Origin of the sequence: Pasteurella sp. XG20 (assembly GCF_018968665.1) — a bacterium.
GTDB classification, from domain to species: domain Bacteria; phylum Pseudomonadota; class Gammaproteobacteria; order Enterobacterales; family Pasteurellaceae; genus Pasteurella; species Pasteurella multocida.
Window position 1 is genome coordinate 1,431,491 of record NZ_CP076656.1, and the last position, 25,927, is coordinate 1,457,417.

A 25,927-nucleotide genomic window follows, 5' to 3' on the forward strand; every position below is an offset into this window, starting at 1 on the left:
ATAATGCGAATTTTACATACAATGTTGCGCGTAACAAATTTAGAGCGCTCAATCCAGTTTTACCAACAGGTTTTAGGTATGCGTTTACTGCGTACAAGTGACAATCCGGAGTATAAATATACGTTGGCATTTCTTGGTTATGACGATGAAGAGAATGCCTCCGTATTAGAATTAACCTATAACTGGGGCGTGACTGAATACGAACTGGGTACGGCTTATGGTCATATTGCGATTGGCGTTGAGGATATTTATGCAACCTGTGATGCGGTACGACAAGCAGGCGGTAAAATCACCCGTGAGCCCGGTCCAGTGAAAGGTGGAAAAACAGTGATTGCGTTTGTCGAAGATCCTGATGGTTACAAAATCGAATTTATTGAAAATAAACATGCGCAATCTGGCTTAGGTAATTAAGTTTCTCGCTCATGAAGTGCGGTCAATTTTAAAAAAATTTCTATAGCGTGGCCTTTGTCCACGCTATATTATTTCAAATAGGATAATAAGGTGACAGAAATACAAGCTGAAGCAGCAAATACCCATTTATTAAAACATCGTTTTCGCGGTTATTTCCCGGTTATTATTGATGTTGAAACTGCAGGGTTCAATGCGAAAACTGACGCATTACTTGAACTTGCCGCCATTACAGTCAAAATGAACGAAGAGGGTCTTTTAGTCCCCGATCAAACTTGCCATTTTCACATTGAACCTTTTGCGGGTGCTAATATTAACCCCGAGTCACTCCAGTTTAATGGGATTGATATTCACAATCCATTACGAGGGGCAGTCAGTGAAACAGTCGCTATCACAGAGCTCTTCAAAATGGTTCGTAAAGCACAAAAAGCAGCAGACTGCCAACGCTCTATTATCGTGGCACACAATGCGGCCTTTGATCAAAGTTTCTTAATGGCCGCAGCAGAACGAACAGGCGTCAAACGCAATCCATTTCATCCTTTTGGTATGTTTGATACCGCAACGTTAAGTGGTTTTATGTTTGGACAAACCGTCTTGGTTAAAGCTTGCCAAGCCGCTCAAATTGCTTTTGATGGTAAACAGGCCCATTCTGCGTTATACGATACAGAGCGGACTGCTGAATTGTTCTGTTATATGGTGAATCATTTAAAACATTTAGGTGGTTTTCCACACCAACAAGCTAACGAAAAGAAATGATTATTCTGCATAAAAAATCTGTTTTATCACCATTTTTATGCAAAAAGATAGACAAATTATTTTTTTTAAGTAAATTTAGAACTCTTTTAAAAAAAACATAACTTAATAACCTAAGGACACATACAATGTTATTAACTAACCCTGTCGTGATTTCCATTGTGGTTCTACTTGCGCTCAGTTTATTGCGTATTAATGTTGTCATCGCACTCGTTATTTCCGCATTAGTGGCAGGTTTAACTGGCAATTTGGGCGTCAGTGAAACAATAAAAACGTTTACGAATGGACTAGGCGGAGGTGCAGAAGTCGCCATGAATTATGCGATTTTAGGCGCATTTGCGGTTGCCATTTCAAAATCAGGCATTACTGATTTACTTGCCTATAAAGTCATTAAACGTTTGGGCAATACACCAAGCAGTCGCTCAATGGCGGGTTTTAAATATTTTATCTTAACAATCCTCACGCTGTTTGCCGTTTCATCGCAAAACTTATTACCTGTCCATATCGCGTTTATTCCTATTGTGATTCCACCGCTTCTTGCGATTTTCAATAAACTAAAATTGGATCGTCGTGCCGTTGCTTGTGTTTTAACTTTTGGTTTAACCGCCACTTATATGTTATTACCAGTAGGGTTTGGGAAAATTTTTATTGAAAGTATCCTCGTTAAGAATATCAACCAAGCCGGCGCGACTTTAGGCTTACAGACATCTGTGGCTAAAGTGTCATTAGCTATGGCCGTCCCAGTGATTGGCATGATTCTTGGTTTACTGACAGCGATCTTTATTAGCTATCGTAAACCGAGAGAATATGCCATGATGCGCAGCGAAATCAGCACGCAAGATATTGAATCACATGTTGCTCAAATCAAGCCGTTCCATGTCGGCGCAAGTTTAGTGGCAATCATTGTTACTTTTGCCCTTCAGCTCTTTACCAGTTCAACCATTATTGGTGGATTAGCCGGTCTGATTATTTTTGCTGTTTGTGGTATTTTCAAATTAAAAGAAAGTAATGACATTTTCCAACAAGGCTTACGTTTAATGGCGATGATTGGTTTTGTGATGATCGCTGCTTCTGGCTTTGCCAATGTTATTAATACAACGGGTGGTGTAACGGCGTTAGTTGAAACCTTCAGTCAAGGTTTTGGCGCAGAAAATAAAGGGATTGCAGCCTTTTTAATGCTGTTAGTTGGCTTATTTATTACTATGGGGATTGGCTCATCATTCTCAACGGTACCTATTATTGCCTCTATTTATGTACCACTTTGTCTTTCTCTTGGTTTCTCACCTTTAGCAACGGTTTCGCTTATTGGGGTATCCGCTGCGCTTGGTGATGCGGGTTCGCCTGCCTCTGACTCAACATTAGGACCAACCTCGGGTTTAAATGCAGATGGTAAACATGATCATATTTGGGATTCTGTCGTCCCGACATTTATCCATTATAATATCCCACTCATTCTTTTCGGTTGGTTAGCCGCCATGTATCTGTAATATCCACATCAATCCTCCTACTAGGGAGGATTGATTGTTTATCACCACCTATGAAAAAAACAGAACTTATTCGAATCTTAACAAACAAGATCACGCAACTTGATCACAAACAGTGTACAGCGACAGAACAGCCATTAAAAACGCGTTTTGCCCCTCATTTATTTAGTGAAAATAACCAAGTCTTTTCTTTTTATTTTCAAGAACTAAAGCAAACGCTAACACAACTAGAAAATGCACCGGAAACGGACATTGCACTCTGCGCCTTTTTTGCAGAAAAATTACTATCACAGTATGTTGCTTTATCTGAAGCCTTAACTCATACTCAAATCAAAACAAAAACCTTCACTCCGACCAATAAAGCAACACATCATGTTCATCAACTCCCACCTAGAGAACGTTTAGAAAAATATTATGAGGCATTACAAGCATTAAATGAAAAATTGATGTCACTACAAGATAGCCAACAAAAAACACAAGCAGAGCAAGAAAAAAAACTGTTAGGACAAAAAATCCAACTAACTCAGCAACGAAAAGCAAAGTGTCTGGCAGCCATTGAAACGTTAGAAGAATATTTAGTATTCAAAAATACACAAGATAAAAAGTAATTAACCTACTGAGATAAACACTGTCCTCATCATTCAGCATATCATTTCTCTCCCCCGTAAATTTCTTACGGTCTAAAATATAGCTCATTGTACGCCTCCTCAACTAAACATTTAGGAGGAACTATGCGATACCTTTTGTGATCGCACTCAAAGATAATACCATTATACTTTTCGTACAACATCACATCATAAACCAGATAGTTAATAAGAAAACAAGATGTAAAGATAAGAAAAAACCGTAAGCCAAACGACTTACGGTTTTCAAAATTTGATGGCGGAGGAAGTGAGATTCGAACTCACGGAGGGCGTAAACCCTCGCCGGTTTTCAAGACCGGTGCCTTCAACCACTCGACCATTCCTCCGTGATTTAAGCGTGGTGAATAATACGGATTTTAGCTTGCTAAGTCAAGCAATTAAATAAGGATTTTTATTCAATTGCTTTATTTTAGAACAATTCGTTACTTGCTATCTTGTTGTCTAATAGCAAATCACAACTCCGTGCTTATTCGCCTTTATTCTCCGCTTTTGTCGGTCCTGCATAAACGTGGCTAATCGCACTATGATGCCCTGCTGAACCTTTGCCATGGAAATAGTAACGCGACTCACTCCACACGCCAATTTGGCACATTTCAAGAGGCTCATCACTTGCTTTAGCTAGCGTCATTTCTGATGTCGTATGCGGCACTGCCGAAATAGTACCTAAGCGTCCACTAAACTGATAGTTTCGTTGTAAGCGACTAATGGACTTCACTTCATCCCCTTGAGCAGGCATTTCGACTTGTTCAACAACTTCTTCTACTGGCGGCTGTTGTGGAAGTCTATTTTCGTCCTTCTCCTTCACACTGAGTTCTGTCGAAACGTCGTTTAATGGCTTGTGCTCGGTTTCCCCTTCTGCTTCGCCTATTTTAGTATCTGCTACCGATAAAGGTTGCATAATGGCTAAAGCTTGCTCTTCTTCTAAACGCTGTAACGATTGTTTGACTTTCTTTTCAACCGACTCATTCGCAGGCTGTACAACGAAACCATTAAATGGTGATACACCTTTTTCACTGCCTTCCGCCACCAAATCAAGTGCAGGAATCGTTGCTGCGCTTTCTTTTGGCTGATGTTGTTGTTCTAATAACTCATCTACCGATAAGAATTGGTTTTCTTTTACTACAACAGGTTGGAAATCAGGCCATACTTTACCACTTGCTAACTCTGGAGAAGCTACCGCAGCAAATAATGGCATTGGTGCTTTAAACTCTTGGTTCTGACGACGACGGCGTTGATTATTCACACGTAAATGACGAGGTAAACGGCGACGATTATTATCACGGCGTTTTTCTGTTTCTCCTTCTTCAACTACAGGCACAGTTTCTGGCACAAGTTCTGTTGCAACAACCGTCTCCTCAACCACGGTTTCTGCTTCAGGCATACTTATTTCTGTCTCGACAAGTGGCAATGCACGTTCATGAGCATCATCGCTAATACGGACTTTTTTACGCAGATCGCGACGTTGACGACGTGGCGAAACGGACTCCACTTTTTCCACTTCAACGCTCTCAACGGTAGCAGTATCTAATGTATTTTCCGTTACAGATACGGTATCAACCGCATGATTTGCCTTACGATTACGTTTAGTATTACGTTCTGAACGAGGACGAATCACTTCTTCAACAACCTCATCTTGACGTTTCGTATTGCTATCACGCTCCACATTCTCTGCACGTGAACGACGTTGATTACGACGTTCTTGTTGACGGCGATTACGGTTACTCTTAGGACGATTTCCTTTTGACTTCTCTTCCACCACTGGTTTATCAGCAAAAATTGCTTTTAATTTTGCCAGTATGCGAGTCAATAAAGACGGTTTATTTTCGACCTTCTTCTCTGGAACGGGTGCAGGTGCAGGAATTGCCATTGAAACAGCCGCACTTTCTAAAACGTTTTCACTTGTTAAAGCTGCGGTTTCAATATTACGTGACACAAGAGATTCCTCAGGCACAAAATGCTCATCTTTCTCTTGATGTAATTTAACTAAATTATAACTGAGCTCATGTACTTCTTCGCCCTCACGCACACGGAACACGCCAAAGTGTGGAGTCTCCATCGTTTCATTTGGTACGACAATCACATCCACATCGTGACGTTTTTCAATGCTGTGAATCGCACGACGTTTTTCATTTAATAAATAAGAAGCAATTTCTACTGGCACAAGGGTATGCACTTGTTTGGTATTTTCTTTTAATGCTTCTTCTTCGATTAAACGTAAAATAGAAAGAGAGAGTGATTCATTATCACGGATTTTACCTGTCCCTTGACAACGCGGGCATACATGATGGGATGACTCCCCTAACGATGGGCTTAAACGCTGACGTGACATTTCCAACAAACCAAAACGAGAAATACGACTAATTTGGATACGTGCACGATCTTGACGTACAGCATCACGAATACGATTTTCTACTTCGCGTTGATGACGAACTGGAGTCATATCAATGAAATCAATCACAATCAAGCCGCCTAAGTCACGTAAACGTAGTTGACGAGCAATTTCATCTGCCGCTTCAAGGTTAGTATTTAACGCGGTTTCTTCAATGTCGCCACCTCGCGTCGAACGAGATGAGTTGATATCAATCGCCGTTAAGGCTTCTGTCACATCAATGACGATCGAGCCACCAGAAGGTAACCGCACTTCACGTTGGAACGCGGATTCGATTTGTGATTCAATTTGATAGTGGCTGAACAACGGTACTTCGCCCTGATAAAGTTTGACTCGATGAATAAAGTCAGGACGCACTAATTTAATATGCGCTTTGGCTTTTTCATACACTTTAGGGCTATCAATTAAAATTTCACCGATATCACGGCGCAAGTAATCACGAATAGCTCGTACAATCACATCGCTTTCTTGGTGAATCAGGAAAGGCGCAGGGCGACTTTGCGAGGCTTGTTTAATTGCTTCCCAATGGTGAAGTAAAACTTTTAAGTCCCATTGTAATTCTTCCGGCGACTTACCTACCCCGGCAGTACGCACAATTAATCCCACACCGTCTGGTACTTCAAGAGAACTCAATGCATCTTTTAACTCAAGACGTTCATCCCCCTCAATACGACGTGAAATACCGCCTGCTCTCGGGTTATTCGGCATGATCACCAAGTAACTTCCCGCTAAAGAAACAAAAGTTGTCAACGCAGCCCCTTTATTCCCACGTTCTTCTTTATTTACTTGAACAATGACTTCTTGCCCTTCGCTCAAAATATCGCGAATGTTTGGGCGTCCTTGATAGACATAATCATCGGGAAAATACTCACGTGCAATTTCTTTCAAAGGCAAGAAACCATGACGTTCGGCACCATAATCCACAAACGCGGCTTCAAGACTAGGTTCAACACGAGTAATACGGCCTTTGTAAATGTTTGCTTTTTTCTGTTCATGACCTGGACTTTCAATATCCAAATCAAATAAACGTTGTCCATCCACTAGAGCAACGCGCAACTCTTCCTTTTGAGTTGCGTTGATTAACATTCTTTTCATTATTTGTTCTCTTAATTTTTATTCTGTCTCTATTAAAAAATCACCGCACTTTTCTTCGCTATCGACCTCGTGTCTGTCGCAGAATGTCAGTCTCTCGACTGTCAGCTGCTGGGTGCATTGATAACGTTACTCAAATGAAAGATACATTTGCGTAAAACAGCATCGACTCATCAAAATGATACTGTAAGTCGCGATAGGATTTTTAATATATAAAATCATTGGGTTACTAATGTCTTATGCCATTCGCTGCATTATATGACCACAATAATAACGCTCCATTTTCAAGCCAATTTAATGGCATAAAAATACGCCTTATTATGTACTTATCCCTCTTATTTATCAAGGTAATTTTAATCCTTTAAAGGAAAGCAAAATATGATATGATCCGTCCAATTTCTATCAAATAGACGTATCAAATGAACCAAAAAAAAGACGAAAAAGTCATCAATCAAACAGTAAAAATGCTGACGATTAGTGAAGATGAAGCAGGGCAACGTATTGATAATTATTTATTAGCTAAACTCAAAGGTGTGCCAAAAAGTTTAATTTATCGTATTTTGCGTAAAGGCGAAGTCCGTGTAAATAAAGGGCGTATTAAACCAGAATACAAACTGCAAGCCAATGATATTGTACGAGTTCCTCCTGTCTGTGTGTCAGAAAAAGAACACGCGCCAATTTCAACTAAATTAAATAAAGTCAGCCAATTAGAAAAACAAATTTTATTTGAAGATGAGTGTTTATTAGTCTTAAATAAGCCCTCTGGTATTGCTGTTCACGGTGGGAGTGGATTAAGTTTTGGCGTGATTGAAGCCTTACGCACCTTACGTCCTGACGCCCGTTTTCTTGAGCTTGTCCATCGTTTAGACCGTGATACTTCGGGAATTTTATTGGTCGCGAAAAAACGTTCCGCCTTACGCAGTTTACATGAGCAATTACGCGAAAAAACGGTACAAAAAGATTATTTAGCCTTAGTCCGTGGGCAATGGCAATCCCATTGCAAAGTGGTGAAAGCGCCACTACTAAAAAATGAGTTATCCAGTGGCGAACGTATTGTACGAGTCAGTGAACAAGGTAAACCGTCTGAAACCCGTTTTTCAATCGAAGAACGTTATGAATATGCCACTTTGGTAAAAGCCTCCCCCGTCACAGGACGAACTCATCAAATTCGAGTACACACTCAATATGCAGGTCATCCTATCGCTTTAGACGATAAGTATGGCGATAAACACTTTGATGAGCAAATGACTCAATTAGGCTTAACACGCTTATTCTTACACGCGTTTTCTATTCGTTTTGAACACCCTAAAACAGGTGAAACATTACGCATTAATGCACCATTAGATCCAGAAATGAAAAAGATCTTGGGTGCATTGCGTGAGCAAAAATCAAGCAATTAATATCATAACAACAAAAAATGACGGGGAAATACGAGTGAAATCTTGTGAGAGGTAAGAAGAACCACACATCAGGAGGAAAACGCATGACAAAACAAGTTAGAATTGTTGTCTTAACCGGTGCTGGCATTTCAGCCGAATCGGGTATTCGCACTTTCCGAGCTACTGATGGCTTATGGGAGAATCATCCTGTTGATGAGGTTGCTACCCCAGAAGGCTTTGCTCACAATCCCAAACTCGTGCAGCGCTTTTACAATGAACGCCGCAAGCAGTTATTTTCTGATCAGATTGCACCCAATGCTGCCCATTTCGCCTTAGCGGAACTGGAGAAAAAACTCGGCAATAATTTACTCATCGTCACACAAAATGTAGATAATTTACACGAACGTGCAGGGTCAAAAAACTTGATTCATATGCATGGGGAATTATTGAAAGTTCGCTGTGTCAAATCAGGAAAAATTTATGACTGGCAAGGAGATATTGGTGAGCACGACAAGTGTCTTTGCTGTACACCTACTCAGATTCTGCGTCCGCATATTGTATGGTTTGGCGAAATGCCGTTAGAAATGGAAAAAATTCAGACCGCACTTTCTGAGTGTGATTATTTTATTTCAATTGGAACGTCTGGCAATGTTTATCCCGCAGCAGGGTTTGTACGCGAAGCGCTATTTTATGGGGCTCACACAGTCGAGCTTAATTTAGAACCTAGCCAAGTGCGGTCTAGTTTTGACGAATGTCATTATGGTAAAGCGACGGAATTGGTTCCACACTATTTAGCACAATTTCTTTAAACATAAAAAATCCCAAACACACCTGTTTGGGATTTTTTATGCTATTCGTTAACTAGATATTCTGATTAATAAAGTTAGCTAATTGGTTCTTTGGTAAAGCACCCACTTGTGTCGCAACGGCTTTACCATTTTTAAATAAGACTAAAGTAGGGATACTACGCACACCTAATTGTGCTGGTGTCGCTTGGTTTTCATCAATATTAATTTTCACCACTTTCACTTTACCCGAAAATTCTGCTGCAATTTCATCTAAAATTGGAGAGATCATACGGCAAGGACCACACCAAGGTGCCCAAAAATCTAATAAGACCGGTACATCTGAATTGACGACGTCTGCCGTAAATGTTGCATCAGTTGAATGTAATACTTCCATTATTTCTTCCTTTTTTGTTAATAACATTCTTTATAATAAGAATATTTTTTATCATTTCAAGTGCAATGATAATATCATAAGCATTATGCAAATCAATCCGTCCACGAGGAAAACTTAGTTTAATTGTGCAAACGCTTGTAATAAATCCGCTTTAATATCCTCTACATTTTCTAAACCAACAGAAAAACGCAAAAGACAATTACACACACCGCGCGCAATACGCTCCTCTTCTGGAATATCCATATGGGTTTGTGTCGCTGGATAGGTAATAAAGCTCTCTGTTCCCCCCAAACTTTCAGCAAAAGTGATTAGTTTCAGCGCTTTCAAAAAAGGATTAACCCAATGTGCTTCATGTAAGCGGAAAGAAAGCATACCGCCCTTATTTGGATATAACACATTTTTTACTTGTGGCTGAGAAGCCAGAAACGCAGCCAGCTGTTTGGCATTTTGTTCATGACGTTCCATACGTAAGGCGAGGGTTTTCATGCCTCGAATCGTTAACCATGAATCGAAAGGCGACAGAACTGCACCAGCCCCATTCTGAATATAGAATAAACGTTGGCAGAGTTCTTCACCTTTTGCCACAACCAGTCCAACCAAGGCATCGTTATGACCAGCCAAGTATTTAGTTCCACTATGAATCACAATATCTGCACCAGCCTCAATTGGTCTAAATAAAACCGGTGTTAAGAAAGTATTATCGACAATCAAAAGCAGATTATGTTTTTTCGCAATTTTTGCAATCGCAGCCACATCACATTCCTCCATCAAAGGATTAGAAGGAGTTTCTACAAAAATTGCTTTTGTATTAGACGTAATCGCCGCTTCGATACAGGATACCTCTGATGTATTCACATAAACTGGTTTAACGCCTTGTGTATTTTTGTACGCGAAATCCAATAAACGATAGGTGCCACCATACACATCACGCGAAACAATCCACTCATCAGGGGAAGTAAATAAGGACATGATTAATTGAATTGCCGCCATTCCTGAAGCACAAGCAAAGCCTCGTTCCCCACCTTCTAATTTAGCAATGGTTTCTTCTAAAACGCTACGTGTTGGATTTTTCGTACGTGTATAGTCATAGCCTGTACTTTCACCAATTCCATGGTGGGCATAAGCTGTTGATAAAAAGATCGGTGTAGAAACTGCACCAGTACGCTCATCCGTTCGATTTCCAGCCTGCGCTAATAACGTTTCAATTGAATAATGTTGTGTCATAGAACCTCTGTATTCCCTAAGTAAAGAATAAAAACTTATTATTTTAGCTATCTAGATGTCTAGACTTGATATTATGTCATAAAAGTGAAAAAAGAAAATAGAAAAATTTTCAATCAACAAGAAAACACCAAGTTGTTTAAAGTTAAGCAAAAAACACATTTTTTAAACAGAAAAAATTAATATGCACTTTTTTTCACCAATTAATCACTTTTTTTCAAAACAACCGTTGACAGATTTTTATAAATCAGTAGAATGCACCGCACTAACAGCGAATGCGGGAATAGCTCAGTTGGTAGAGCACAACCTTGCCAAGGTTGGGGTCGCGAGTTCGAGCCTCGTTTCCCGCTCCAAACTAACGGCGTGTTAGCAAAGCGGTTATGCACTGGATTGCAAATCCATGTAGCTCGGTTCGACTCCGGGACACGCCTCCATACGCTGATACTAAGTTAGTTTAAAAAAGATATAAAATTGTGCGCCCGAGTGGTGAAATCGGTAGACACAAGGGATTTAAAATCCCTCGCTTTTCGAAGCGTGCCAGTTCAAGTCTGGCCTCGGGCACCATTTAAAATATCAAGGAAATCAGCAATCCAGTCGCTTAACGCGGCTTTTTTTTGTATCTAAAATTTCCTGTTTTTCTTAATCTTTCACCTAGTCGCTATTTGATAGCCGTGATTTTCTTTATTAATATTTTATATACAAGCCAAATGGTGACCAATCGTGCCGCCTGCTCATGCTTCAAATGCTCTCTATCACTCATATATGCTTTTCATCCGTATTTAGTTTATCTTACGCATGCTAAAAGACGGCATTTCTCGTCTACTTTAGCGATCACAAATAGAGCGTGTTTTTCGCTTTCTGCTTTCTTCCTTCTCCACTTATATCACATCAATAATCCTTATACGTCCTTATTCCTGTGACAAGGCGACAACAGGCTTTAATCTTGCAGCATTACGCGCAGGAAAATAACCAAAGATCATGCCGATCATTGACGAACAAACAAAAGCAATCAAAAAGGAAGAAAACGTAAATTGCATTTTAATACTGTCAGTGAATGCAGAAAAAAGTCCCCCCAATAATAAAGAAAGTAATACGCCCAACATACCACCAAGTAAGCTCACACTCGCTGACTCAATCAGGAACTGGTGTAAAATATCTTTCTCTTTTGCACCGACAGCAACACGAATACCGATTTCACGAGTTCTCTCTATAACAGAAACTAGCATGATATTCATTACCCCAATCCCCCCTACAACTAACGAAATAAACGCAATAGACGAGATCATCATCGTCAACGTTTGGGTCGTGCGCTGAAGAGATTGTAAAAACTTACGACTGCTGAAAGTAAAGAAATCTTTCCTACCATGTTGTATGGTTAATAAATCAATAATAGCTTTTTCTGCCAGTTCTGGTGCAATATGCTCTTTAACTTGTACCGTAATCTGCTGAAAATAAGACTGATTGTATAACCGGCTCACGACAGTGTTATAAGGTAACCATATTGCGGCACGCTGTCCTTCTATATTTTGAGAAGGGGTTTCTACTACCCCGACAATCAAAATCGGAATTTGCCCAATAAAAACCGTTTTTCCGACCGCACTTTCCGTCCCAAAGATGACCTGCTGTGATTTTTTATCAATCACACTAACCGCTTGATGAGTTGCCATATCGTGAGCATTAAACCAACGTCCATTGAGCAACCTGTGCTTTCTGAGTTGGAAAAAAGCGTCACTTACGCCATAAACTGACGCATTCACTGTTCTATTTAAGAAACGTAACGGTAGATCGACTGAAATCTGAGGTGTAGCCCCTTTTAAGTAAGGTTGTTGGCGTAAGAGTGCTAAATCAACCTGATTGAGCGTTTGAATTTTTATCGCATCGGGATCACCCCAATTCTTTCCTGGATAGATATCAATTGTATTATTGCCTAACGCACTAAACTCAGCTAAAACTTTATTTTTTGCGCCTTCCCCTAACGCAATGACACACACTACCGCAGCAATGCCAATAATAATGCCGAGCATCGTAAGTAATGTTCTGATTTTATGCGCAAACATCATGTGCATTGCCATCAAAAAAGCCGCATGATAACGGCGTAGCGTAGCCAAATAATGGATTGAAGAGAGCTGAGGTGTCACTTCTTGAACGGATGATTTCATTAGGTTTTGAGTCACGCCACTATCCGCAATAATCTCACCGTCTTTCATTGTGATAATTCTGTCTGCATGCGATGCAATTTGCATATCATGCGTAATCAAAATAACCGTATGTCCCTGATGATTCAAGGTCTTCAGTACGGATAAAACTTCCTGACTGCTTTGACTGTCTAATGCTCCAGTAGGCTCATCAGCTAAAATAATCTCACCGCCATTCATCAATGCCCGTGCAATGCTCACACGCTGTTGCTGCCCACCGGAAAGTTGAGAAGGTTTATGCTTTAACTGATTTTCTAATCCCAAACGACACAATAATTTTTGTGCTCGTTCAATCCGCTTTTCCTTCTCCATAGCAGAATAAATAGCCGGTATTTCGACATTTTCTACTGCAGTGAGATGAGGCAATAAATGATAACGCTGGAAAACAAAGCCAAAGTGGTAACAGCGTAAATCCGCCAATTCATCAGAGGATAATGTGCTGATCTGACGACCTCGAAAAAGATACTCACCATCATCCGCCTGATCAAGTACACCTAATAGATTCATTAAGGTCGATTTCCCCGATCCCGAAGCCCCTACGATCGCTACCATTTCGCCAGCATAAATCTTAAGATTGATCGACTTTAATACTGTCGTTTCAGTATCGCCATGACCATAACGACGCACAATATTTTTCAATTCAATTAAAGGTTGATTCATCATAATCCAAGATCATATATTTCTTCGTCATTCAAGGACGTAGCTAGATTTACTGACAGGACAACGTTATCACCTTCAGATAAACCTTCTACAATTTCTATTCTTGCCCCATCTTTTAAGCCTGTTTTCACGATAACCTGCTCTTTTTCACCTGATTGATTTAAAACAGTCACAGAATAATGATTGGGTTTGAGCATTTGTCCTAATGCAGAAATCGGGAGCGTCACAACATTTTCTCGTTTATCTAATAAAATAGACACTTCTGCTGTCATCGCGATACGTAGTTTATGGTCGGGATTAGGAACCTCAAAAGTTGCATAATAATACGTCGCCTCACTCACTTTCACAGGTGATAATTTAATTGCAGCTAATTTGGCATGAAATTGTGCATGTGGTGCCCCTAATAAAGTAAAATGAACTGGTGCACCCACTTGTAGATCAATCACATCCGCTTCAGAAACCCGAGCATTCACTTTCATGGTGTCAATGACAGCCAATTTCATTAACACCGGTGTTTGTTGACTCGCGGCTAAGGTTTGTCCACTCTGTGCCACAACGGAAATCACTACACCATCAAGCGGAGAACGGATTTCAGTATAACCTAATTCTGTGCTCGCTTTTTCCACTTTGACTTTGGCACTTTCTACTTGGCTTTGCGCCATACGTAATTCTGCACTTGCAATAATTCGCTTATTTTCGGCTTCCTCAATATCTTTTTTTGTCGTAGCCTCTTTTTTATTCAACTGATAATGGCGTGCCAAATTCACTTCAGATAACACCAAATTCGCTCGCTTTACCTCTAAATTTGCTTCAGCACTTTCTAACTCTGCTTTTGCAAGCTTCAACTCGGTTTCCGCAATACGCGGATCAATAAGTGCTAATAAGTCCCCTTTCTTGACACGCTGCCCTTCTTGCACCACGATTTGTTTCACTTGACCAGAGGCCTGTGAACCAATCTCAACTTCTTCTTTTGCTTGCAAAATACCACTTGCCGTAATCACTTTTTGTATATCACTTCTTATCGCTGGAAAAATAATATCGCTGCTATTTTCCTCTTCGCTTATATAGTAAAAAGTAACGAGACAGAGTAATAAAACAAGCAAGGCATATTTACTGTATTTCCTCATGTAAAATCACTCTCCTTTATCAATTTCACTTAATATCATGCTAGAAAAGAATAAAAAGGGAGGCATACTTTGCCTCCCTCAAGATAGATTAAAACATATAGTAGAAATTTAAAGCTGAACTTATTTCACCACTTCGTTTCACAATCGGTGATTTTTTTATCGCTTTAGAATAAGTTTCCCAGGAAAAAGAAAGTCCCATACCAATATGATTGGTAATTGCATAATGACTATTCAATGCAATATGTCCTGAATACGCTTTTTTCGGATGGTACACAGATTTAAGTTTCGTTTGATTCAGTTCTGCTTTCTTAATACCGAAATAGTAATTGGTATATTTTGCAGAATAATAACTCAAACCAAAAGAAGGGGAAATACTAAATTTATCGGTTAACATAAAAGTACGGGTCAAAGTAATATCGCTATTGAACCCCCGACGTCCTTTTTTCATTTCAAGTGAAATGTTCGTATTTGGTAAATTAAACAAATCACTTAAGTCATAATCTAGACCTAACCCTACAGCAACTTGTGTTTTACGATCTTGAATAGAATCATAACCAGGCTTAAGATCTTTTCTTTTTATGGGGGCACCATCAAAGGGACTCAAGAACAGTGAAGTGCTAAAACTCGGGGTAAAAACGTGCTGATAACCTAGTTCGCTTAACCCTGCCGCACCACGCATATAAAAATTGCCAAAAGATAAATCAAGCATCAAAAACGGTTCAACGGCTGTCTTCTTTTTTACCTGATAAATACTATTTCCAGCAGATACACCGACACCAATTAAATTGTTATTTCCAATTGAAAAACTGGATATTGGAAGAGCCATTAAACAACATGCTAACAATTTACTTTTATTTTTCATACAAACCTCGTATAAAATGAATTGGAAGATGAATTCTGATATTAAATACATATTATTTCAATAAAAACTGGTCAAACCTCAATAAAAGCAAACGTTTGCTTAAATTTAACAAGATAATAAATAATCAAATTAAATAAAAATTAAACACTTAAAATTTTATTAATAATAAATAAAATGAATTAAAAAATAATCTTATTATTCATTAATCTCATTATGAATAAAAATAATAGAAAGTCATAAAAACACAAAGAGAATAAATTGACTTAGAAATAAGCATTGCATATTAAAAAAGATATTCAGTCTCAATGTCCAAATAATCTAAAGAGATCTATTGGGGGAAGAAAAAAACGAAAAAGGTAAAAAGGTTGAGCAAATAACTTATCTTGCTCAACCTTTTAAGTCAACAACATCGTACAATAAGCCCCTTTCATGAAAGATAATATCATTGAGTCGCTTCTTAGACGAATAAAGTGCGGTGTAAAAAGCCACTATTTTAGAAACCCGCTCTCCTCCGAATATCATCAAAATGTTCATCAATCAGTAATTCTCCATTCAGAAACACTGTGCGGAGCTGGTTCTTTTGCTGTCCAAGCGCCTTTTGTTCAATCGTGTGCCACCGGTTCTCTTGTTTCACTAAGGCAAGCACGCCTCTTTTCGAGCGCTTTGCTTGGCTAGTAATCGGGTCTTTATACACATCATGCCATTCGCCTGCAATACACACTGCACTGGCCTTCATTGCCCAACTCATTGTGTCTCGATTCACTTGCTGTAATAATCCGCCTCCCATACCAAAGGCGACATTCTCAACACTAAAACCGCTGGCAAGAATTGCCTCCAAAATTTTACCTAAAGAATTCACATTAATACCATCGCCTTGAATAAGGCGCACACAATCAGGCAAGACTTTATAACCTTTACTATTTAAAGTCGTACCAAATTTCTCAGCCAAGATCGCTAAAGTGCGACAAACCACTTCAGCAGGATCACCACTATCAGGGCGAACCACTAAAGTGCCTCCTTTTATCTCCACCAGATCTTTTAGTTGCGTGCCCCAAATATTTTCTAAAGCATTCCAAAGGTCATAACTATCTGACACGACTGCATATATTTTATGTTCACCTGCAAATTGCTCAACCATATTACGATAAGCATCCACTTCTCTCTCTTTTCCCCAAGACGTCATCGTGCTATGTTCCGCCGCAGGAATCGAAAACGCAGGCATGCTAGTCGCGTTATACCAACGCTTTGCTGCGACAAGCGCAGACACACTGTCGGTTCCCATAAAATTCACTAAATGTGCTAAACCGCCTAATGCCACGGTTTCTAAACTTGATGCACCACGAGCACCAAAATCGTGCAATTTAAAACCGAGTCCTGCTAAATTATCTGACGATTTTTCTAATGCCGTTTTAATTTTTTGTTTACAGAAATATGACACACTCGCCACCGTAGAAGGATACCAAATCGCACGCAATAACGCGGTTTCTAAATAGCCAACTAACCAAAAAAACTCAGGATCAGTATTAACGATTTGACAAACCACATTTCCAGTAGGTAACACAGTGCCTTCTGGTACTGCTTCGATTTTGATTGGTAATAAACCTTGATGTTTCTCCAATAAACGTTGCCAACCTTGACGATTAAATGGCAAGCCGTGTGCCGTCAAAACAACTTCTGCTTCATCAATATCATTTTGCGAGATAGGTTTCAGTAAATATTCTTTAATAAATGCTTGTAAACCAAACGCAAGCACATCAAAGTTTCCTCTACGCGCTTCAATATAGTAAGAAATATATTCTGTATTAGGAGGATATTGGAGCCAATGAGAGGCTTTATAGCTATCTGTATTCAAGATAAGATTAAGAAAATTAGAAGTATACATTTCATTTAACCACTAAAAATAAATAAAAATATAAAATTTGATGCATACACTTTACCAAAAATTTTTATCCACTGCATTAATAATCTTGAAGAATGAAAAGTGCGGTACGTTTTCTTAGCATTAAGATATTAAAAATAGAAAAAGTAATGAAAATCGCATTTCTGTTCAATTTTCATTACTTTTATTTAAAAAGGTACTCAAGTCCAATGAGCACTCAGTCCTTAGAACTGATAATGTGCTCCAACAGCAAAGGAAGACTGTCCTTTATTCCGCGCATGCTGGAAACCAACTTCCGTTGAAAATGCAAAACGTGGCGTTAAATGGGCAACGAATTGTGTATTTAAATGAAGTGTATCAGCCAGTTTACCTTGCTTATAAGCTACATCATCAACATACAATTGACGTGTTTTTTGTTGATACATATCGTAAGAAAGTAAACCTTTTACTTCAAACTTCCCGATTCGATAGTTCACATCAACACCTAAATTCGTTTTTAACGCATTGAAATTATTATATTTCAATAACGCTTTATTCGCTTGGTCATTGACATCTGAAAGCGAGGCATATAAATAATGCAAACCAACCATTGGTGTAATAAACGCATTTTTCATCCATTGATAGCGATAACCTAAATCCGCACCAATATTAAAAGTATAACCTTTCACATGACCTGCATGTTCAATGTCGCCCTTATGTTTTTGATAGCCAGCTGATAAATCTACTATCAGATTGTGAGGCAAGTTACTATGCCAATTTATACTTCCTCCCCAGCTGTGGTATTTCGCTTTCGTCTCACCATCTACAGCTTTCGGCGTCACTTTATAGGACGTTTTATTCAATGCTGTATACAGGGCATGGTTACCACGTTCAGACTGCCATACTTTGCCTCCTAACATCACACCGCTATAACTCGCATTAAAATCATACCCATAGTCAATAAAGCTTAAGTTTGAGCCATATTTTTGTTTACCATTAAGATACTTAACAAAAATACTGCGATCTTTTTCTTGCAATAAACGCGTTTCATGCATGAAACTTTGCTGAAGTTGCTCGCTCATTTTATTAAGCGCAAGATTGGCGGTTAAATAAGAAGCTAATACCGGATTTACTTGTGGGCGAGCATTTACGGTTAATGGTGCTTTCAATGGAGCCACCGTGGATACGGCTTTACCATCTGCTGTAATTAACTTATTTGTTAAATAGAGTGAATGTGGCTGACTTGTTGTACGTAAAACACTTGGTTTAGCCACTGAAGCCAAAGTATAAACATACATGCCATCTTTTAGTTCATCGTTAACTAAACGCCATTTGACTTGTCCATTATCCTTAAATGCGATTAGTTCTTCTCCTTGGGCATGGTAATAACCTTTATCATTTGGTTTGAGTTTTTTCTGTAAGTTGACATGCAGCTTAACTTCTTTACCAGATACCCCTTTCGCAATATTTAACATCGGTGTGCTCTCATCTGAAACACTAAGTTGAATATACCCTGATGCTTCATTATTGACAGTTAATGTATCAATATTTTGCACTGATTCAACTTGTAGAATACCTGTTTTATTGAGCGTAACATCTGTGAAAGCTTTATTTTTATCTTGTTCTGATTTTTGCGCTAAAACTAAGGTCCCTTCACTGACTGTCACACCGCCTAAACTTTCTCCTACACCTTGCTTAATCGCAATACCATCACCTATTTTTTCAAGGGAGTCTGCACCGTTATAAGTAACAGTTAATGGTGTTTTTTGGCGGATATCACTGAATATTTTGCCATCACGCCAGAAAAATTCTTGCATTTCAATTGGTAAGTACATAATAGTTGTGTAATCAACCGTATTTTCATAGGCTAAGCCAATACTACCATCTCCTAATTCAGCAAGAGAACTATATACATAACCATTACTATATCCTCTCAAATTACTCTGTCTAGAAGTTCCAGTACTGCTAATTTCTCGCAACAATTTGTCTGTTTTCCAAACAATAGAACCATCCTTTTGTACTTCACCTAAAAATAATTTTCCATTTTTTCGTTTATCATCTCCACCATTTCCTTCGACTGATTGTCCAGAAAAAATCAAATACTCTTTCCCATTGATTTTTTTAGAATATTTAATCACTGAAAGTTGAGAATAGCCATGTTTTAATTCACTTACCTGATGGGTATCTAACCAAGTATATCCACCATCTTTTGATGTGGACATAATCACTCTTCCACTTGTATTACGCATAAAAAGTTTCAAATCACCATTCTCAAGCTCGATAAGTTGAGATTCTGTTAGCTCATGTCCACGCTGATTTGTTCGAAGCGTTTGAGAGTTTTGCCCATACAAATCTGGACGGCTATCATTAGGGCTAGCGCCCAAATCCCAAGTTTTACCACCATCTTTACTAATAACCAATGCTGATGATTGCTTACCATGTTGATTAGTGTAATAAATAGGAAAAAGTAAACTTCCATTCTTTGTTTGGATTCCAACACCAGGACCTGTACCAAAAAACTTCATCCAATCTTTCTTCACTTGTGCACTTAAATCAATAGGATTTGACCAAGTTTTTCCATTATCATCCGAATGGATTAACCAAACATATGCAGTATTAATGGCTAAAAATGGTGTATTCCTATCTTTCAAATAAATATTTCCAACTTTCTCATTTCTCTCATTATAAATATCTCCCAAATCTTTAAAGTTTAATTTTGGATTCCCTTCTACAACAACTCTATAAGATGTTTTCTTATTCTCATGATCGAAAACCTCTCCATTTTCACGAAGAGTCCAACGTTGACCCGATTGCGTTTCATTTAAAATAGGATACTGTTTACCATCAATATTAATGCGCCCATTACCACTGTCTTTTACACCAAAAAAACCTGCTCCATCGGCAAACATATCAACTGCTAAAAAAATTCTACCATTACGTTTATCTTGTACCATCTGAGCATCGATCAAAAAAGCAGAATTACAGTAAGTTGTACAATTTGGTCTATCTCCCCACGCGTTGAATGTTACAGGATCTGGTGCTGATGGGGATTTTTCCCCATTCTTTGATGGCAAATCCAAAATCGTTGTAATATTTCCCCATGTTTTCCCATCATCATGACTAATTCGGATTGCGGTATCAATATCGCCCCAGTCACCACGGTGTTGCCAACGCTTATCTGCGGCGGCAATTAATACACCGTCTTTTGTTCTTAATAAAGACGGAATGCGCCAAATTGGCACATTATCACTACCTTGTTCTACTAAGCTCTGATGAAAGAGTAGGCTTTCTTGATGTTCTTTCACACCAAAGAGTGCTTTATCTTGTTGCTGGATTTGACCAAAGGTCAATGTGGATGTGAGTAGCAGACTTGATATGGACAACGCCAATACACTAGGATTAAATTTTTTCATCATCACCTCAACTATAAAATAAGCTCAACCTTCAAACAACTTCAAAATATGTTGTAAAAACAACATGATCTAAACTAACCGCCTTATAAAATGGAGTAAAGCACGAGAGAACAATAGTTAGAGTGGAGTCACAATTTTATGTAAAAATATGGAGAAACACACCATTTATGTATAAAAAATAACCATGCTATAAATAGAAAAAAAGCAAAAAACAACAATTTTGATAAGCAATTGAAATTTAATAATTTATTAATGAAGTGAAATAAAAAGAAATACGATGAATAATAGAAAACACGCTGTCTATCATAAAATGAAGCAATAAAAAGAGCGGTCAATTTATCAAAAATTTTTCATAAAAAATAACCGCTCTTGAGAAACACAAGAGCGGTTAAATATTTGAAGGGATAGCACTACTACGCGTGATAACGTCCCACGCCGAGTTCATCTTCTTTACGAGTACGATTAATCACCATTTGTGGCGATTGAACAACGCGAAGTCCCATTTGTTCTTCAGTTCTGACGACTTCACCACGCAGTGAGTTAGTAAACACATCCGTGATCTTGATATCAACAAACTTCCCAATCATATCTGGCGTACCCACAAAATTTACGATACGATTAGTTTCTGTACGCCCTGTGAGTTCCATTAAATCTTTTTTCGATGGTCCTTCCACTAGCACGCGCTGTTCTGTTCCTAACATTGCTCGACTAAATTGCGCGGCTTGATTGTTAATGCGTTGTTGCAACACATATAAACGTTGTTTCTTCTCTTCTTCTGTCACATCATCAGGCATATCTGCTGCTGGCGTGCCTGGACGTGCTGAATAAATGAAGCTGAAACTCATATCAAAATTTACTTGTGCAATTAAATTCATGGTTTGCTCAAAATCTTCTGCTGTTTCACCCGGGAAACCAACAATAAAATCTGAGCTAATTTGAATCTCTGGACGCACCGCTCTTAACTTCCGAATAATCGATTTATATTCTAATGCCGTATGATTGCGTTTCATCATAGATAACACACGATCAGAACCACTTTGTACAGGTAAGTGTAAGAAGCTCACTAACTCTGGCGTATCACGGTACACATCAATAATGTCATCAGTGAACTCAATTGGGTGACTGGTGGTAAAACGTAAACGGTCGATACCATCAATAGCGGCTACTAAACGTAACAATTCCGCAAAAGTACAAATACCGTCATCATGAGTTGCACCACGATAAGCGTTCACGTTTTGTCCTAATAAATTCACTTCACGCACGCCTTGCTCTGCCAACTGTGCAATTTCAAATAATACATCATCCACTGGACGACTGACTTCTTCACCACGCGTATAAGGCACTACACAGAATGAGCAATATTTATTACAGCCTTCCATAATGGATACGAAAGCAGTTGGACCTTCTGCACGCGGTTCTGGTAAACGGTCGAATTTTTCAATTTCTGGGAAACTGACATCGACTACTGAGCTTTTACCACCTCTGATCTGATTGATCATTTCAGGTAAACGATGTAAGGTTTGTGGTCCAAAAATAATATCGACATAAGGAGCACGAGTACGAATGTGTTCTCCTTCTTGTGAGGCAACACAGCCCCCAACACCGATAACGAGTCCCGGCTTATGTTTCTTTAATTCTTTCCAACGTCCTAATTGATGGAAAACTTTTTCTTGTGCTTTTTCACGAATTGAGCAAGTGTTTAACAATAACACATCCGCTTCTTCCGGAATTTCTGTTAACTCTAAGCCGTGAGTACTGTTTAAGAGATCTGCCATTTTAGATGAATCATATTCATTCATCTGACAACCCCACGTTTTAATATGTAATTTTTGCGTCATATCGTTTAAAAAATTCAGTTAACCTATAAAAATGTGACTGGCTATTTTACAGTCTTGAACCTATGCTGGCTAGCTAAAAAAGAGATTTCTTTTGAAATTCCCTCATTGACGGTAGAATACGTAACAAAAAGAAAAGGAAAATCCTATGGACGTCATACAAAAAGACATGATCGTGGTTGGCGGTGGCATGGTTGGTGCAGCCTGTGCGCTTGGCTTAGGTAAACAAGGACATCAAGTCCAGCTTATCGAACACGCCCCACTCCCACAGTTTCAACCTAATTCGCCTTACGATCTTCGCATTTCTGCGATCAGTGTTGCTTCCGTTAATCTCTTAAAACAATTAGGTGCTTGGCAGTATATCGAAAATACTCGTATTTGCCCGTATCGCGCCTTAGAAACCTGGGAGATCGAAGGATTTGGTACCACTTTCCATAGTCAAGAATTAAACTTACCTGAGCTGGGTTTTATGATAGAAAATAATGTTGTACAACTTGGTTTGTGGCAGGCAATTTCAAGCATTGAAAACATCCAAACTTGCGTAGAATGTACTATCCAAAAAGTCGAAAAGTGCGGTGAAAATTGGCAAATTTTGCTAGCTAATGGTACAACTTACCAAGCCCCTCTTATCATTGCCGCAGATGGGGCGAATTCACAATTACGCCAAATTGCTAATATTGGGACGAGTGGTTGGCAATATCGTCAAAGCTGTTTGCTTATTACCGTCGATACTGAACTTGAACAACAAGATGTCACCTGGCAACAATTTTTCCCTTCTGGACCAAGAGCCTTTCTACCATTATTAGGCAAACAAGCCTGCTTAGTTTGGTATGATTCCCCACAACGTATCCAAACCCTCAAACAACTTTCTCACGAAAAATTAGCGGCGCAAATTGAGCAAGCTTTCCCGGCACGATTAGGAAAAATCAAAGTGCAAGCAGCAAATAGCTTTGAGCTGACTCGAACCCATGCGCAAGATTACTTTAAACAAGGTATTGTGCTAGTAGGTGATGCTGCACATACCATTAATCCTCTTGCTGGACAAGGTGTGAATCTAGGTTTTAAAGATGTCAACATTCTGCTTGAAGTACTACAGCAGGCGAGTCAGAAAAAAGAGCCTCTCGCCAGTGATGATGTACTTATACGTTATCAGCGTAAACGTAAACCCGATAACCTATTAATGCAAACAGGTATGGATGTATTTTATAAAACGTTTAAAGAAGATATCTTACCGCTCAAAATAGTACGTAATGCCTCATTATTCCTCGCCAACAAAGCAACACCATTGAAAAAGCAGGCATTGAAATATGCATTGGGTTTATAACACTTATTTCTCATGGCATGAGGCTTAACTTGACGAGCTAACCGTTCAATAGACAATAAACCAATACAAAATCCCTTTAGATTTATGCGTCGTAATACAAACTGAAGGGATTTTAAATTTCAATATTCCTTTTCTAAGAAAAGGCTTGCATTATTTAACTGTTTTATTTTAGAATACGCCATTGGAATAAAATATATTTTACCTTTCTCGTCATTTATCTGAAAAATTCGCTTTCATTAATCCCCCCTCCGCAACATATTTACAGTGTTTTACTCTTTATTACAACAAAATGAATTACTTTATGTTTATTTAAATAAGGTAAACATTATTTCTGAATTTATATCTTTTCTGATTATTTTTTTACTTATATTGATACATCTTTATATTTATTTATGTATTTCATACAATAAAAAACATAACAATCCAAACTATCTTTGTTTTATGAGTAAAACTTTATTTTTTATCTAGAAAACCCATTAGTCCAATTAAACCACACCTTGACCTAGTTTGCTTTTTTTAAAACGAGATCTATAATCAAGTCAAACTCAAATCACATAAACAATGTAAATTCATTTATTTAACACAAACAGCACTAAAACTTTAAGGCATATTTATAACAATACAAAGAAAATAAAAAATAATTTTTTAAAACATTGTTACATCTCTATCTAAATTATATTTAGATACTCGGTATATTTTTTTCAAAAATATAGTGACTTTAATTAAATAAATTAAGTATTACGTTATATCCTCGTTAGCATTTTATTAAGTTATACCATCTGTCATTTTCATTTCTATTTTTTCTTTAAGGGACAGAATATGAATATTGAAAAATTAAAAATTGGCATCATTGGTCTTGGTTACGTTGGACTACCTATCGCTGTGGAATTCGGTAAAAAAGTCCCTACGGTGGGTTTTGATATTAATGAAAAACGTGTCAAATCACTGGCGTCAGGTAAAGATTACACATTAGAAGTGTCTGAAGAGGAATTACAACATGCCTCCAAATTACGTTATACAAACCAAACCAAAGGGTTAGAAGAATGTAATTTCTTTATTGTGACAGTTCCCACTCCGATCGATCATTACAAACAACCGGATCTTAAACCCCTGATAAAAGCCTCAGAAACTATCGCAGAAGTATTGAAAAAAGGGGATGTCGTTGTATATGAATCGACAGTTTATCCAGGTGCGACTGAAGAAATTTGTGTGCCTGTACTTGAAAAAATGTCAGGTTTGAAATTTAACCATGACTTCTTTGTCGGTTATAGCCCCGAGCGGATTAATCCCGGTGATAAAGAACATCGTGTTACGAATATTTTAAAAATTACATCCGGTTCAACTCCACTCGTCGCCAATTATATCGACTTCGTTTATAAGCTCATTATAAAAGCGGGAACACATCAAGCCCCAAGCATCAAAGTGGCTGAAGCCGCTAAAGTAATTGAAAATACACAACGAGATGTCAATATCGCCCTGATTAATGAACTTGCCTTAATCTTCAACAAAATGGGGATTGATACCGAAGATGTGTTAAACGCGGCAGGAACGAAATGGAACTTTTTGCCTTTTAAACCCGGTTTGGTAGGCGGGCACTGTATTGGCGTAGATCCTTATTATTTAACACACAAAGCACAGTCACTGGGCTTACATCCCGAAATTATTCTTGCTGCACGCCGTTTAAATGACCGTATGGGAGAATATGTCGCGACACAACTCATTAAAGAAATGGTGAAAAAAGACATTCCCGTGGTCAATTCTAAGATTTTAGTGATGGGCTTGAGTTTCAAAGAAAATTGTCCAGATATACGTAATACCAAAATTATTGATCTCGTTAATTCATTAAAAGAATACGACATTGATATTGATATCTACGATCCTTGGGTAGATAAATACGAAGCAGAAGCAGAATATGGCTTAACACCAATCACAGAGATTCATTCACATAACTATGATGCCATTATTATCGCCGTTGCACATCAACAATTTAAATGTATGACGGAAAAAGATTTTAAAGCATTAGGGAAAGAAAATTTTGTCCTTTATGACCTGAAATATGTGTTAGATCAATCTCAAGCCAATATTAGATTATGAATCTGAA

The 25,927-nt window shown here is 38.4% G+C and carries 17 protein-coding genes and 4 tRNA genes; 11 read left to right on the forward strand and 10 right to left on the reverse strand.

Going from position 1 to position 25,927, the window contains the following annotated elements; genetic code table 11:
• Window positions 1-3: 3 nt before the first annotated feature.
• The 4 genes from gloA to priC all read left to right on the forward strand — a co-directional run bounded on the left by gloA (window position 4) and on the right by priC (window position 3,253).
• On the forward strand, window positions 4-411 hold the full coding sequence (gene gloA, locus KPF51_RS06570; protein WP_005717189.1) for a lactoylglutathione lyase: 408 nt from the start codon (window positions 4-6) through the stop codon (window positions 409-411).
• Window positions 412-501: 90 nt separating this feature from the next.
• Window positions 502-1,164 carry a ribonuclease T gene (gene rnt, locus KPF51_RS06575; RefSeq protein ID WP_211599569.1) on the forward strand — a complete coding sequence of 221 codons (663 nt, stop codon included), beginning with the start codon at window positions 502-504 and terminating at the stop codon, window positions 1,162-1,164.
• Between the two features lie 125 nt (window positions 1,165-1,289).
• Window positions 1,290-2,648 (forward strand): Na+/H+ antiporter family protein, encoded by a 1,359-nt coding sequence (locus KPF51_RS06580; RefSeq protein ID WP_064661115.1) that lies wholly within the window; start codon window positions 1,290-1,292, stop codon window positions 2,646-2,648.
• A 50-nt stretch (window positions 2,649-2,698) separates the two neighbouring features.
• Entirely contained in the window at window positions 2,699-3,253 is a 555-nt protein-coding gene (gene priC / locus KPF51_RS06585) for a primosomal replication protein PriC (protein WP_061405911.1), read from the forward strand.
• A 272-nt stretch (window positions 3,254-3,525) separates the two neighbouring features.
• Here the strand turns inward: priC and KPF51_RS06590 are convergent.
• Together KPF51_RS06590 and rne are read right to left on the reverse strand one after the other, a co-directional pair.
• Window positions 3,526-3,615 (reverse strand) — tRNA-Ser (locus tag KPF51_RS06590).
• Window positions 3,616-3,755: 140 nt separating this feature from the next.
• Entirely contained in the window at window positions 3,756-6,773 is a 3,018-nt protein-coding gene (gene rne, locus KPF51_RS06595; RefSeq protein ID WP_061405910.1) for a ribonuclease E, read from the reverse strand.
• Window positions 6,774-7,189: 416 nt separating this feature from the next.
• Here rne and rluC point away from each other — a divergent pair, with 416 nt between their 5' ends.
• The gene (gene rluC / locus KPF51_RS06600) at window positions 7,190-8,170 is read left to right on the forward strand and encodes a 23S rRNA pseudouridine(955/2504/2580) synthase RluC (RefSeq protein ID WP_005722994.1); all 981 of its coding nucleotides are present in this window, start codon (window positions 7,190-7,192) and stop codon (window positions 8,168-8,170) included.
• 83 nt (window positions 8,171-8,253) lie between these two features.
• The gene (gene cobB, locus KPF51_RS06605; RefSeq protein ID WP_005722996.1) at window positions 8,254-8,958 is read left to right on the forward strand and encodes a Sir2 family NAD+-dependent deacetylase; all 705 of its coding nucleotides are present in this window, start codon (window positions 8,254-8,256) and stop codon (window positions 8,956-8,958) included.
• Between the two features lie 52 nt (window positions 8,959-9,010).
• Here cobB and trxA read toward each other — a convergent pair whose 3' ends face one another.
• Together trxA and KPF51_RS06615 are read right to left on the reverse strand one after the other, a co-directional pair.
• Window positions 9,011-9,334, reverse strand: a complete 324-nt coding sequence (gene trxA / locus KPF51_RS06610) for a thioredoxin (RefSeq protein WP_025248426.1) — start codon at window positions 9,332-9,334, stop codon at window positions 9,011-9,013.
• Between the two features lie 111 nt (window positions 9,335-9,445).
• A complete protein-coding gene (locus tag KPF51_RS06615) occupies window positions 9,446-10,555 on the reverse strand; it encodes a methionine biosynthesis PLP-dependent protein (protein ID WP_005722999.1) in 1,110 nt (369 codons plus the stop codon).
• Window positions 10,556-10,829: 274 nt separating this feature from the next.
• Between KPF51_RS06615 and KPF51_RS06620 the strand changes: the two genes are divergently transcribed.
• The 3 genes from KPF51_RS06620 (at window position 10,830) to KPF51_RS06630 (ending at window position 11,116) form a co-directional block, all read left to right on the forward strand.
• Window positions 10,830-10,905: transfer RNA gene (locus KPF51_RS06620), tRNA-Gly, on the forward strand.
• Between the two features lie 7 nt (window positions 10,906-10,912).
• Window positions 10,913-10,986: transfer RNA gene (locus KPF51_RS06625), tRNA-Cys, on the forward strand.
• A gap of 43 nt (window positions 10,987-11,029) precedes the next feature.
• A tRNA-Leu gene (locus tag KPF51_RS06630) sits at window positions 11,030-11,116 on the forward strand.
• A 344-nt stretch (window positions 11,117-11,460) separates the two neighbouring features.
• On the opposite strand, the gene KPF51_RS06635 is transcribed toward KPF51_RS06630, so the two are convergent.
• The 6 genes from KPF51_RS06635 to miaB form a co-directional block, all read right to left on the reverse strand.
• Entirely contained in the window at window positions 11,461-13,410 is a 1,950-nt protein-coding gene (locus tag KPF51_RS06635) for a MacB family efflux pump subunit (protein ID WP_005723002.1), read from the reverse strand.
• Entirely contained in the window at window positions 13,407-14,534 is a 1,128-nt protein-coding gene (locus KPF51_RS06640) for an efflux RND transporter periplasmic adaptor subunit (RefSeq protein WP_061405909.1), read from the reverse strand. Before KPF51_RS06640 ends, KPF51_RS06635 begins: the two co-directional genes overlap by 4 nt.
• An 88-nt stretch (window positions 14,535-14,622) precedes the next feature.
• Complete coding sequence (locus tag KPF51_RS06645) at window positions 14,623-15,396, reverse strand: MipA/OmpV family protein (protein ID WP_061405908.1); 774 nt, start codon at window positions 15,394-15,396, stop codon at window positions 14,623-14,625.
• Between the two features lie 493 nt (window positions 15,397-15,889).
• Window positions 15,890-17,278: a nicotinate phosphoribosyltransferase gene (locus KPF51_RS06650; RefSeq protein WP_064661152.1), complete on the reverse strand. Its 1,389-nt coding sequence runs from the start codon at window positions 17,276-17,278 to the stop codon at window positions 15,890-15,892.
• A gap of 221 nt (window positions 17,279-17,499) precedes the next feature.
• Complete coding sequence (locus tag KPF51_RS06655) at window positions 17,500-20,667, reverse strand: exo-alpha-sialidase (RefSeq protein WP_061405906.1); 3,168 nt, start codon at window positions 20,665-20,667, stop codon at window positions 17,500-17,502.
• Window positions 20,668-21,080: 413 nt separating this feature from the next.
• The gene (gene miaB, locus KPF51_RS06660; protein ID WP_005717221.1) at window positions 21,081-22,505 is read right to left on the reverse strand and encodes a tRNA (N6-isopentenyl adenosine(37)-C2)-methylthiotransferase MiaB; all 1,425 of its coding nucleotides are present in this window, start codon (window positions 22,503-22,505) and stop codon (window positions 21,081-21,083) included.
• Between the two features lie 145 nt (window positions 22,506-22,650).
• Here miaB and KPF51_RS06665 point away from each other — a divergent pair, with 145 nt between their 5' ends.
• Window positions 22,651-23,826, forward strand: a complete 1,176-nt coding sequence (locus tag KPF51_RS06665; protein WP_005723020.1) for an FAD-dependent monooxygenase — start codon at window positions 22,651-22,653, stop codon at window positions 23,824-23,826.
• A gap of 819 nt (window positions 23,827-24,645) precedes the next feature.
• Window positions 24,646-25,920 carry a Vi polysaccharide biosynthesis UDP-N-acetylglucosamine C-6 dehydrogenase TviB gene (gene tviB, locus KPF51_RS06670; protein ID WP_005754484.1) on the forward strand — a complete coding sequence of 425 codons (1,275 nt, stop codon included), beginning with the start codon at window positions 24,646-24,648 and terminating at the stop codon, window positions 25,918-25,920.
• The last annotated feature ends 7 nt before the right edge of the window (window positions 25,921-25,927 follow it).